Source organism: Enterococcus sp. DIV0800 (genome assembly GCF_050559735.1).
In the GTDB taxonomy this organism is placed as follows: domain Bacteria; phylum Bacillota; class Bacilli; order Lactobacillales; family Enterococcaceae; genus Enterococcus_A; species Enterococcus_A devriesei.
In genome coordinates this window covers 1301255-1313717 of sequence record NZ_CP187898.1, presented here as the reverse complement: position 1 = coordinate 1313717, position 12463 = coordinate 1301255, and the positions used below count along the sequence as shown (strand labels likewise).

At 41.7% G+C, this 12463-nt stretch carries 9 protein-coding genes; all 9 read left to right on the top strand.

Annotated features, from left to right (window positions below):
- Positions 1 to 70: 70 nt before the first annotated feature.
- The 9 genes from IGI54_RS06380 to IGI54_RS06340 all read left to right on the top strand — a co-directional run bounded on the left by IGI54_RS06380 (position 71) and on the right by IGI54_RS06340 (position 12453).
- Positions 71 to 1723, top strand: a complete 1653-nt coding sequence (locus tag IGI54_RS06380) for a dihydrolipoyllysine-residue acetyltransferase (RefSeq protein ID WP_430620211.1) — start codon at positions 71 to 73, stop codon at positions 1721 to 1723.
- Between the two features lie 7 nt (positions 1724 to 1730).
- On the top strand, positions 1731 to 3137 hold the full coding sequence (lpdA, locus tag IGI54_RS06375; RefSeq protein ID WP_430620210.1) for a dihydrolipoyl dehydrogenase: 1407 nt from the start codon (positions 1731 to 1733) through the stop codon (positions 3135 to 3137).
- A gap of 109 nt (positions 3138 to 3246) precedes the next feature.
- Complete coding sequence (locus IGI54_RS06370; protein ID WP_430620209.1) at positions 3247 to 3846, top strand: sugar O-acetyltransferase; 600 nt, start codon at positions 3247 to 3249, stop codon at positions 3844 to 3846.
- Between the two features lie 72 nt (positions 3847 to 3918).
- On the top strand, positions 3919 to 4188 hold the full coding sequence (locus IGI54_RS06365) for a UPF0223 family protein (protein ID WP_430620208.1): 270 nt from the start codon (positions 3919 to 3921) through the stop codon (positions 4186 to 4188).
- A gap of 43 nt (positions 4189 to 4231) precedes the next feature.
- Positions 4232 to 4996: an inositol monophosphatase family protein gene (locus IGI54_RS06360; RefSeq protein ID WP_430620207.1), complete on the top strand. Its 765-nt coding sequence runs from the start codon at positions 4232 to 4234 to the stop codon at positions 4994 to 4996.
- Between the two features lie 110 nt (positions 4997 to 5106).
- Positions 5107 to 6948: a translational GTPase TypA gene (gene typA / locus IGI54_RS06355; RefSeq protein WP_071861433.1), complete on the top strand. Its 1842-nt coding sequence runs from the start codon at positions 5107 to 5109 to the stop codon at positions 6946 to 6948.
- Positions 6949 to 7528: 580 nt separating this feature from the next.
- Positions 7529 to 7831 carry a DUF1507 family protein gene (locus IGI54_RS06350; protein WP_071861432.1) on the top strand — a complete coding sequence of 101 codons (303 nt, stop codon included), beginning with the start codon at positions 7529 to 7531 and terminating at the stop codon, positions 7829 to 7831.
- Positions 7832 to 7834: 3 nt separating this feature from the next.
- On the top strand, positions 7835 to 9025 hold the full coding sequence (locus tag IGI54_RS06345; RefSeq protein ID WP_216429100.1) for an FtsW/RodA/SpoVE family cell cycle protein: 1191 nt from the start codon (positions 7835 to 7837) through the stop codon (positions 9023 to 9025).
- Between the two features lie 5 nt (positions 9026 to 9030).
- Positions 9031 to 12453, top strand: coding sequence for a pyruvate carboxylase (locus IGI54_RS06340; RefSeq protein WP_430620206.1), 3423 nt, complete (start codon positions 9031 to 9033; stop codon positions 12451 to 12453).
- The last annotated feature ends 10 nt before the right edge of the window (positions 12454 to 12463 follow it).

Here is a 12463-nt window from a genome sequence, read left to right as displayed (position 1 = left end):
GACGAAAATCAACTTTTTTTCGGCTTTCGAAAAAATAGATACCGAAATATGAGATAGGAGCGAAAATAACATGGCTTACCAATTTAAATTACCGGACATTGGTGAAGGAATCGCTGAAGGTGAGATCGTTAAATGGTTCGTCAAAGCTGGCGATACAATTGAAGAAGACGATACTTTACTAGAAGTTCAAAATGATAAATCAGTGGAAGAAATTCCATCTCCTGTAACCGGAACAATCAAAAAAATCATCGTAGACGAAGGCACAGTCGCAAATGTTGGCGACGTCTTAGTTGAAATCGATGCTCCCGGGCATGAAGATAATGAAGGCGACGAGGGAGTCGCTGCGGAATCACAAACACCGGAAGCCCCAGCAGCTGAACCAACTGTTGAAAGTGGGAACAGTGGTAGCGGCGAATCTAGTGGCGGCGGTGTCTTCCAATTTAAATTACCAGATATTGGTGAAGGAATTGCTGAAGGAGAAATCGTTAAATGGTTCGTCAAAGCTGGCGATACAATTGAAGAAGACGATACTTTATTAGAAGTTCAAAATGATAAATCAGTGGAAGAAATTCCATCTCCCGTAACCGGAACAATCAAAAAAATCATCGTGGATGAAGGCACAGTCGCAAACGTTGGCGATGTTTTGGTTGAAATTGACGCACCGGGACATAATGAGTCAGCTGCTTCAACTGAATCAGCTACACCTGCGGAAGCGCCTAAAACAGAAACCAAAGCAGATGCTTCAGTTGTTGAATCAAGCAATCCAGATAAACGAGTCTTAGCAATGCCTTCTGTTCGTCAATATGCTCGTGAAAAAGGCGTAGATATCTCTCAAGTCACAGCAACTGGTAAAGGCGGACGCGTAGTAAAAGAAGATATTGATGCATTTGTTTCCGGTGGTGGACAAGCAGCGCCAGCGAAATCAGAAGACAAATCAACTGATACGGCAGCTTCAGCTTCAAGCTCATCATCTGCAAAAACAGAAAAACCTGCGCAACCATTTACTTCAAATATGGGCGAAATGGAAACTCGTGAGAAGTTGACACCAACCCGTAAAGCAATTGCTAAAGCAATGGTTAATAGCAAACACACTGCTCCACATGTCACGTTACATGACGAAGTAGAGGTTTCTAAACTTTGGGATCATCGTAAGAAATTCAAACAAGTCGCATTGGATAATGGAACGAAATTAACGTTCTTGCCTTACGTCGTAAAAGCCTTGACTGCAACAGTCAAGAAATTCCCAGTCTTGAATGCTTCGATTGATGACGCAGCTCAAGAGATCGTTTATAAAAATTATTACAATATCGGTATCGCAACTGATACGGATCATGGCTTGTATGTACCAAACGTGAAAAACGCTGATACCAAAGGCATGTTTAAAATCGCTGACGAAATCAATGAAAAAGCCGCGTTGGCGCATGATGGTAAATTATCTGGCGATGATATGCGTAATGGCACGATCACTATTTCAAATATTGGTTCTGTTGGTGGCGGCTGGTTTACACCCGTTATCAACTACCCTGAAGTTGCTATCCTGGGTGTTGGAACGATCGCACAACAACCAATTGTCAATGACGAAGGCGAACTAGCGGTTGGCCGTGTAATGAAACTTTCATTAAGCTTCGACCATCGCATCGTTGATGGCGCGACAGCGCAAAAAGCTATGAACAATATCAAACGTTTATTAGCTGATCCAGAATTATTATTAATGGAAGGATGATAAGATCATGGTAGTAGGAGATTTTGCCATTGAATTAGATACAGTTGTAATCGGAGCGGGACCTGGTGGCTATGTAGCTGCCATCCGCGCCGCAGAAATGGGACAAAAGGTAGCAATCATCGAACGAGAATACATTGGCGGCGTTTGTTTAAACGTCGGCTGTGTCCCTTCTAAGGCCTTGATTTCTGCTGGACACCATTATCATGACGCGTTGGACTCTGAAATGTTTGGCGTCAGCAGCGAAAAGGTTACGCTTGATTTTGCCAAGACTCAAGACTGGAAAGAAAATGGCGTCGTGAATAAATTAACTTCTGGCGTTAAATTTTTATTGAAGAAGCACAAAGTAGAGATCATCGAAGGGGAAGCCTTTTTCGTTGACGATAAAAATTTGCGTGTGATTCATCCGGATTCGGCACAAACGTATTCCTTCAATAATGCAATTGTAGCAACGGGTTCACGCCCAATCGAAATCCCAGGTTTTAAATTCGGCGGACGTGTCTTAGATTCGACTGGCGGTTTAGCCTTGAAAAAAGTTCCTGAAAAATTTGTCATTATCGGCGGTGGCGTTATCGGTGCTGAATTAGGTAGTGCGTACGCTAACTTAGGCGCTGAAGTGACGATTGTTGAAGGAACGCCACAAATTTTACCAACTTATGAAAAAGACATGGTTCAATTAGTCGAAAAAGATTTCAAGAATAAAGGAATCAAAGTCATTACTTCGGCGATGGCCCGTGAAGCAGTTGACAACGGTGACAGCGTAACGGTTCGTTACGAAGTGGATGGTAAAGAAGAAACAATCGATGCTGACTATGTAATGGTAACGGTTGGTCGTCGTCCAAACACAAACGACATGGGCTTAGAACAAGCTGGTGTCGAACTGACTGATCGTGGTTTGATTAAAGTAGACAAACAAGGTCGGACTAATGTATCAAGTATTTATGCAATTGGTGATATCGTGCCAGGTGCGGCTTTGGCTCACAAAGCTAGCTACGAAGCAAAAATTGCTGCTGAAGCGATCTCAGGTAAAAAAGTTGCCGTAGATTATAAAGCAATGCCAGCCGTAGCCTTCACTGATCCAGAATTGGCTTCAGTAGGTATGACTATCAAAGACGCGAAAGAAGCTGGGTTCGAAGCGAAAGCCTTCAAATTCCCATTCTCTGGTAACGGTCGTGCGTTATCTCTAGGTAAGACAGAGGGCTTCATCCGTTTAGTGACGACGGTCGAGGACAATGTTATTATCGGCGCACAAATCGCTGGTGTCGGTGCTAGTGATATGGTCTCTGAATTGGCCTTAGCGATCGAATCAGGTATGAATGCCGAAGATATCGCCTTGACGATTCATCCACATCCATCATTAGGTGAAATCGTGATGGACGCTTCTGAATTAGCTTTAGGGTTACCAATCCATATTTAACTAAAGTATGAAAAAGACTGCAGGCAAAGTCCAGTTATTGGATGAAGTCTGCGGTCTTTTCTTTTATAATAAATTTTAAAAGAGTTAGTAGTAGATTAGGAGTGAGCGCATGAATGAATTACTAGGGTTCGAAGCTTCAAAATCAGGAGAGATGTATAATGATTTAGCCACCGTTTTTACGAGAGCGCGGCAACGAGCCGTTAAATTGACGCAGCAATACAATCGATTGTATGGTGAAGACGAGAAGAAAAGAATGGCGGTACTGAATGATTTGCTTGGTTCGATAGGAGAGACGATTTTTTTTGAACCAGACTTTCGTTGTGAATTCGGCAAAAACATTCATATTGGCAATCGCTTCTACGCTAATTTTGACTGTATTCTTTTAGATGGCGGCGAGATTTTTATCGGCGATGATGTGCTGTTTGGGCCGCGAGTTGGGATTTTTACCACCAATCATGCGATAGACGCGACGGAGCGGGCGGCAGGCGGCTGCTATTCAAAAAATGTCACGATTGGTGATGGTGTGTGGCTTGGGGCGAATGTCACGATCAATCAAGGGGTGACGATCGGCAAAAATACGATCGTTGGCTCAGGTAGTGTCGTTACGAAAAGTTTGCCTGAAAGTGTGATTGCTGTCGGAAATCCTTGTCGTGTATTACGCAAGATTACGGAAAAAGATAAAACGGACTACCTTTTCCGCAAGAAGTAATTTCTTAAATGGTTTTGAGCAAACGCTAGTCCCATTCTATGGTAAACTAACGTTTGAATGGAGTGGGGATCAATGGCAAATTACGGTTATCCAATTGACGAAGATTGGACACATGAAGAGATTACGACGGTGATTCGGTTTTTGAATCTAGTAGAAGAAGCAAATGAAAGCGGCACAGATACTGAAGCCTTTTTAAATGGCTACAAAAAATTTAAAACGGTCGTCAAAAGTATCGGTGAAGAAAAACGTATTGGACGCGAGTTTGAAGCAGTCAGTGGCTATTCTATCTATCGAACGCTGCAACAGGCGAAAGCAGCCACTGCGAAGCGTTTTAAAGCGTAAATGTGTTTTAAACTATAAATTGAAAGTCAGGAGGATAATTACGGTGGAAAAAGAAATTATTAGTTGGATTTATGAGGCAGCGGAGCGAGTCAAAGCTGGCTTAGGAGATGCTTTGAAGGTCGATCAAAAAAGTGGGCGGACGGATCTTGTGACGAACGTTGATAAAGAGACCCAAGCGTTTATCGTTAGTAAAATCACTGCATTTGATCCGGCTGCCAAAATTTTAGGTGAAGAGAATGGTCAGGATAAAACGCCAATCGATCAAGGACGGGTCTTTGTGATTGATCCAATCGACGGGACGTTGAACTTTGTCATGCAGCGAGAGAATTTCTGCATTATGATCGCGGTTTATGAAAATGGCGTAGGTCAATTAGGTTTTATCTATGATGTAATCCGGGATGAATTATTTTGGGGCGGACCAAAAGTCGGCAAAGTTTTCTATAATAATGAAGAACTTTTTCCACCGGAAAATCGTTCTTTAGATGAAGGTTTGATTGGGATGAATTTAGCGCTTTATCGTAAAAATATCAATCATGCCCAAGAGATTGGCAATCAAACCATGGGCGTACGAGTGTTAGGTTGTGCCGGACTGGATCTGATCGCGATCTTAAAAGGGACTCAGATTGGCTATATCAGCATGCTAAGCCCTTGGGACTACGCGGCGGGAAGTATTATGATGAAACAGTTAGGATTGCCATTTTCTGGCGCTGAAGGGCAACCATTAAGCTTTCAAGGACGCGAGTTTTTTATTGGGGCAACTTCGGCCGTAATGGACCAAATTCAAGCCTTTGACAAGGAAAAACATTAAGAAAACAATTTTTCTGAAAAAATGAAAATGTTTTACTAACACTCTCTCGGATTTTCTGCTATAATTGTCAATCGAGTGAGTCTCGCGTTACAAGAAAAGGAGCAATTAAATTGAACTACAGAGAAGATATTCGCAACGTGGCAATTATCGCCCACGTCGACCATGGTAAAACAACATTAGTTGATGAAATGTTAAAGCAATCTGATACCCTTGATAGCCATGTTCAGTTACAAGAACGGGCAATGGATTCAAATGCATTAGAAAAAGAACGTGGAATCACGATCTTAGCTAAAAATACGGCTGTAAACTATAAAGATTACAAAATCAATATCATGGACACTCCAGGGCATGCCGATTTCGGTGGTGAAGTGGAACGGATCATGAAAATGGTTGATGGTGTGTTATTAGTTGTCGATGCTTATGAAGGTACGATGCCGCAAACACGTTTCGTATTGAAAAAAGCGTTGGAACAACATTTGACACCGATCGTAGTTGTAAATAAAATCGACAAACCTTCTGCTCGCCCAGAAGAAGTGGTTGATGAAGTCTTAGAATTATTTATCGAATTAGGCGCTGATGATGATCAATTAGATTTCCCAGTGATCTACGCTTCAGCAATCAACGGAACATCTAGCTTGTCTGACGATCCAGCAGAACAAGAAGCAACAATGGCACCAATTTTTGATACAATCGTTGAAAAAATTCCTGCTCCAGTTGATAACAGTGACGAACCATTACAATTCCAAGTATCATTGTTAGATTACAATGACTATGTTGGACGTATCGGGATCGGCCGTGTCTTCCGTGGAAAAATGAAAGTTGGTGACCAAGTTTCAGTTATGAAGCTTGACGGATCAATTAAAAACTTCCGTGTAACAAAAATCTTTGGTTTCTTCGGCTTGCAACGTTTGGAAGTTCAAGAAGCAAAAGCCGGCGATTTGATTGCCGTTTCAGGGATGGAAGATATCTTCGTTGGTGAAACAGTTACACCAGTGGATCATCAAGATGCTTTGCCAATTCTGCACATTGATGAACCAACTTTACAAATGACTTTCTTAGTTAATAATTCACCATTCGCTGGTCGCGAAGGTAAATACGTGACTTCACGTAAGATCGAAGAACGTTTGATGTCAGAACTACACACCGATGTTTCTCTTCGGGTTGAAAACACGGATTCACCTGATGCTTGGACTGTTTCTGGTCGTGGCGAATTGCATTTGTCGATCTTGATCGAAAACATGCGTCGTGAAGGCTACGAATTACAAGTATCTCGTCCAGAAGTAATTGAGCGAATGGTTGACGGTGTGAGATGCGAACCGTTTGAACGTGTTCAAATCGATACGCCAGAAGAATACATGGGTAGTGTGATCGAAGCCTTGGGTCAACGTAAAGCTGAAATGCAAGACATGATTCACTCTGGTAATGGTCAAATTCGTTTGGTCTTCTTAGCTCCAGCTCGCGGTTTGATCGGATTCACTACTGAATTCTTATCAATGACTCGTGGGTATGGTATTATGAACCACACCTTCGATCAATACTTGCCAAGAATTCAAGGCGTAATCGGTGGACGTCGTAACGGCGCATTGGTTTCAGTTGATAATGGTAAAGCAACGATGTACTCAATCATGAGCGTTGAAGAACGTGGGACTGTCTTCGTTGAACCAGGTACAGAAATTTATGAAGGGATGATCGTTGGTGAAAATAGCCGTGATAAAGACTTAGGTGTCAATATTACAAAGGCTAAACAAATGACTAACGTTCGTTCAGCTAATAAAGACCAAACATCTGTCATCAAAAAACCACGGATCTTGACATTAGAAGAATCATTAGAATTCTTGAACGACGATGAATTCTGTGAAATTACACCAGAAAGCATTCGTCTTCGTAAACAAATTCTAAATAAATCAGAACGTGAAAAAGCTGCTAAAAAAAGTAAAGTAGCGGCTGAATAATATTTTTTAAGACTGCACATAATTGTGCGGTCTTTTTTTTTGTCACTTATGCTTTTCGCAGTTTGTATAGTTGGAGAGTGAAAAGTATTTTTCTGCATCAATAATGTTGGAGCAGTTTAGCTTAATGATAGGCGTAACGAGGATCAAATTTATTTTTCGTGAGGTTCGAAAAATAAATTCTTTGACAGGAGGTAGCTTGGATTCGTACTTCATGACAATCAAGGTAAAAAACGTTATGTTTCATATTTAAGCTTTGTTTCACAGTAACGGCTTCGAAAAAAACCGTTTTTTCGCGTTTTCAGCGGTGCTTTCTCGTTTGTAATCTTAGTGTAATATTTTTAGAGCTGTGTAAAAGTCTAAAGCCGAACGAAGAGTTTAGAAAAAGCTAAGGCTCGCTGATTTTTCTCCTTTTTGAATTTTTTCTATGTTATAATGTGGAAATCAATGGATGCTAATAGAATGATTTTAAGTGGTTGTTTAAAATTTATCAGCGGCGCTAAAAATGATTATTTAAGGCATCATGTTCATTTTTTACTTAAAGAAAAGTGAATGGATTAATAGAAACTAGGAGGGAAGCAAAATGGAAAATATTTCTTCTGATTTTGCCGTTAAAGTATTGCAAGAGGATGCCGATCGAATCAAACTATTGATTCGAAATCAAACAAACAGCCTTTGCATCTCTCAATGTAAAGCGTTTGAGGAAGTTGTAGACACACAAATGTATGGCTTCTCACGACAAGTGTTCTTCGCCGAAAAGGTTGGTATCTTAGAGCGAGGAGAAGGTCAACGGATGCTCAGTGAATTAGAAGCAGAGTTGAATCGTTTATATACGGATTTGTACGAAACTCGTCAGGATTTGACGGATGCCGGCTGGGAGGCTTAACTCTTGCCAACGAAGATAAAGAAGCGTCATTTTTTAGATTATAGTATTTTGATTCCTTATTTGATCTTGACTGTTATCGGTCTGATCTTTGTTTATAGTTCTACCTCTTATTTATTGATTACGAACGATGTCAATCCTACTAGCTTGGTAATGAACCAAGGGATTTTCTGGGCATTGAGTTTGATCGCGATTAGTTTGATGTACAAGATGAAAACAGATGTGCTAAAAAGTCAGCAGTTAATCATCTTTGCGACGTATTTAATTTTCGCACTGTTGATTGTTGTCTTTTTTGTTGGTAAAGAAGTCAATGGGGCCAAAGGTTGGATTCGTATCGGTGCGTTCAGTATGCAACCGGCGGAATATTTAAAAATCATGGTGGTCTGGTACTTGTCCTATATCTTGTCGAAACGGCAAGAAACGATCCAAGACAATTTCATGACTGATATGAAACGACCATTGATTTTAGTTTTCGTCATGATCTTTTTGGTGGCTGTCCAACCGGATATGGGAAACGCGGCCATCATCACTTTGCTGGCGTTGATTTTACTTTTAGCTAGCGGAGTCAACTGGGTCTATAGTTTGATCGTCGGCGGTGTGGGAATCGCAGGCAGTTTCTTAGTGATTGAATTTCTGACGCATTTTGGCGGCAGTATTTTCCCCCAAAGGCTGCAATATATTTATAGCCGTTTTGAGAGTTTTAAAGATCCTTTTAAGTACGAATTGGATCAAGGTCACCAAATGGTCAACGGCTATTATGCCATGTTTAACGGCGGCTGGTTTGGTCGCGGCTTAGGTAATAGTATTGAGAAAAAAGGGTTTTTAAGTGAAGCTCATACCGACTTTATCTTTTCGATTGTAATGGAGGAAGTTGGCTTGATCGGCGCTTTAGTTATATTAGCAATTTTGATTTTTATGATCGCACGCATCTTTTTGGTTGGGATTCGTTCGAAGAAACCTTTCAATTCATTGATTTGTATTGGGATTGGAAGTTTGTTGTTATTACAAGTTTTTATTAATCTTGGTGGTATTTTAGGAATTATTCCTTTGACTGGGATCACGTTCCCATTTTTAAGTCAGGGGGGAAATAGCTTACTTGTATTGTCAGTCGGCGTGGCTTTCGCATTGAATATCAGTGCGGATGAAAAACGTACGAAATTGGCAATTGAGTATGAATACTTGAAAAGTCAGGAGTGAAGTGAATGAAAAAGGTATTGGTAGCAAATAGAGGAGAAATCGCGACGCGGGTGTTTCGTGCCTGTAGCGAATTAAAGATTAAAACGGTAGCGATTTTTGCGGAAGAGGATGCTTATTCCGTTCACCGATTCAAATCAGATGAGGCCTATTTAGTCGGCAAAGGGAAAAAACCGATCGACGCTTATCTTGATATTGAAGATATTATTCGGGTGGCCAAAGAGGCAAAGGTAGACGCGATTCATCCTGGCTATGGTTTTTTATCAGAAAATCTAGAATTTGCGAAACGTTGTCGTGAAGAAGGTCTTATTTTTGTCGGGCCAGAGCTGCATCACTTAGATATTTTCGGTGATAAGATTAAAGCGAAAACAGCAGCGTTAGAAGCAGGAATTCCGTCAATTCCTGGTTCCGATGGTCCAGTGGATACAATTGAGGGCGTTTTAGACTTCGCTGAATCACACGGCTATCCAATTATGATCAAAGCTGCATTAGGCGGCGGTGGGCGCGGGATGCGTGTCGCTCATGATGAAAAGGAAGCTCGTGAAGGTTATGAGCGGGCGAAAAGTGAAGCAAAAGCGGCATTTGGTAATGATGAGATTTATGTTGAAAAATATGTTGCCAATCCGAAACATATCGAAGTTCAAATCTTAGGCGATACACACGGCAATGTCTTGCATTTATTTGAACGGGATTGTTCCGTGCAACGTCGTCATCAAAAAGTCGTCGAAGTAGCGCCATGTGTTTCGTTAAATGAGGAGCAACGGGAAAAAATTTGCCAAGCAGCAGTTCAATTGATGAAACATGTGGGCTATGTCAATGCTGGGACAGTTGAATTCTTAGTTGAAGGTGATCATTTCTACTTTATCGAAGTCAATCCGCGAGTTCAGGTGGAACATACCATTACAGAGCTGATTACTGGTGTCGATATCGTGACTTCGCAATTATTAATCGCACAGGGCAAAGACCTGCACAAAGAGATCGGATTGCCTGAACAAGCTAAGATTCAAATGTCAGGTGCTGCGATCCAATGTCGTGTAACGACAGAAGATCCGTTGAATGGCTTTATGCCAGATACCGGTAAAATCGATACGTATCGCTCGCCGGGTGGTTTTGGCGTTCGTTTGGACGTTGGAAATGCCTATGCCGGAGCGACGGTAACGCCTTATTTCGATTCATTATTGGTAAAAGTGTGTACCCATGCGCTGACTTTTGATCAAGCGATTGAAAAGATGCAACGTTGCCTGATTGAATTTCGCATTCGCGGAGTCAAGACGAATATTCCATTCATGCACAATGTGATCAGTCATCCTGTTTTCCAAAGTGGCGATGCCAAAACGACTTTTATTGATAACACACCTGAATTATTTGACTTTCCTCGTGTTCGTGACCGCGGGAATAAAACGATGCGCTATATTTCAGAAATCACAGTTAATGGCTTCCCAGGAATCGAGAAACAGAATAAACGCTATTTTGAAACGCCTCGGAAACCGAAGATTGAGAAGCGCGAACTTGTGACTGCTAAAAATATTTTAGATCAACAAGGCCCTGAAGCGGTGACTAAATGGGTCAAAGAGCAAGAAAACGTGTTGCTGACAGATACGACATTTCGTGATGCTCATCAAAGCTTGTTAGCCACTCGGGTACGGACTCACGATCTATTGAACGTCGCCGAAGCTACCGGTGAAGGCATGCCCGAATTATTCTCTAGTGAAATGTGGGGCGGAGCAACCTTTGATGTCGCTTATCGTTTCCTAACCGAAGATCCTTGGAAACGACTGAAACTTTTAAGAAAAGCCATGCCAAATACCTTGCTACAAATGTTATTCCGTGGATCGAATGCCGTTGGCTATTCGAATTATCCAGATAATGTGTTGGAAGAATTCATTAAAGAGGCGGCCCACAATGGTATCGATGTTTTCCGGATATTTGATAGTTTGAACTGGATTCCGCAAATGGAAAAAAGTATCCAATACGTTCGAGATGCTGGAAAGCTTGCTGAAGGAACAATTTGTTACACAGGGGACATCCTAGATTCGAATCGGACAAAATACAACGTTCAATACTATAAAGACATGGCTCGGGAGCTGGAAGCTCTTGGAGCGCATATGATTGCGATTAAAGACATGGCCGGCTTATTGAAACCACAAGCCGCTTTCCGTCTAATCAGTGAATTAAAAGAGACAACCGACTTGCCAATCCATTTGCATACCCATGATACTGCCGGTAATGGCATTCTAACGCTCTCAGCAGCGGTTAAAGCCGGTGTGGATGTTGTTGATGTAGCGACAAGCGCAATGAGTGGGGCAACAAGCCAGCCAAGTATGAGCAGCTTGTACTACGCTTTACAATACGGTGATCGTACGCCTGACTTGAATTTGAAAAACGTTCGTCAGTTAAATCATTATTGGGAAGATATTCGTCCTTATTACTCTAGCTTTGAAAATGGAATCATGGCTGCGCAAACGGAAGTCTATGACCACGAAATGCCTGGTGGACAATACTCAAATCTCCAACAACAAGCTAAAGCAGTTGGCTTAGGTGAGAAATGGGATGAGATCAAGGAAATGTATCATACCGTCAACATGATGTTCGGTGATATCGTCAAAGTGACGCCTTCTTCTAAGGTCGTGGGAGATATGGCATTGTTCATGGTACAAAATGATCTGACCGAACAAGCTATCTATGATCGGGGCGATGAATTAAGCTATCCAGAATCAGTCATCAGCTTCTTCCAAGGCGAACTAGGCCAACCGGTTGGGGGCTTTCCTGAAAAACTGCAACAGATTATTTTGCAAGGCCGTCCAGCGATGCAAGAACGTCCTGGGAAATTTGCTGAACCGGTGAATTTTGAAAAAGTAAAACAAGAATTACAAGAATTGATTGGCTTTGAACCAAGTAAAACGGATGTTCTAAGCTACTTGATGTATCCACAAGTCTTCTTAGATTATCAAAAGACGTACGCGCAATTTGCGGATGTTACGCTGTTGGATACACCAACCTTCTTCAGCGGAATGCGCTTAGGCGAAACGATTAATGTTCAAATTGAAAAAGGCAAGGTCTTGATCATTCGCTTAGATGAGATTGGTGAAGCAGACATCGAAGGCAATCGGACACTGTTCTTCAACTTAAATGGTCAACGTCGTGAGATTTCGGTTAAGGATGCCTCGATTAAGAGTGCTGTTCAAACCAAACGCAAAGTCGAACCAACGAACCGTGAACAAATCGGTGCCACCATGACAGGGTCTGTCTTGAAGGTTTTAGTTGCTAAAGGGGATCATGTCGAAAAAGGCCAACCTTTATTGATTACCGAAGCGATGAAGATGGAAACCTCCATCGATGCTCGCTTTGCTGGTCAAGTTTCACATCTATATGTCGAAGAAGGCGAAAGTATTACCTCTGGTGATTTATTGATTGAAGTAAAAGAAAAATAGGAGCGTTGTT

Excerpts from the sequence above, each read along its gene's own strand:
- IGI54_RS06380 (WP_430620211.1), top strand. The coding sequence starts at position 71 with ATGGCTTACCAATTTAAATTACCGGACATTGGTGAAGGAATCGCTGAA.
- lpdA (WP_430620210.1), top strand. The coding sequence starts at position 1,731 with ATGGTAGTAGGAGATTTTGCCATTGAATTAGATACAGTTGTAATCGGA.
- IGI54_RS06370 (WP_430620209.1), top strand. The coding sequence starts at position 3,247 with ATGAATGAATTACTAGGGTTCGAAGCTTCAAAATCAGGAGAGATGTAT.
- IGI54_RS06365 (WP_430620208.1), top strand. The coding sequence starts at position 3,919 with ATGGCAAATTACGGTTATCCAATTGACGAAGATTGGACACATGAAGAG.
- IGI54_RS06350 (WP_071861432.1), top strand. The coding sequence starts at position 7,529 with ATGGAAAATATTTCTTCTGATTTTGCCGTTAAAGTATTGCAAGAGGAT.
- IGI54_RS06340 (WP_430620206.1), top strand. The coding sequence starts at position 9,031 with ATGAAAAAGGTATTGGTAGCAAATAGAGGAGAAATCGCGACGCGGGTG.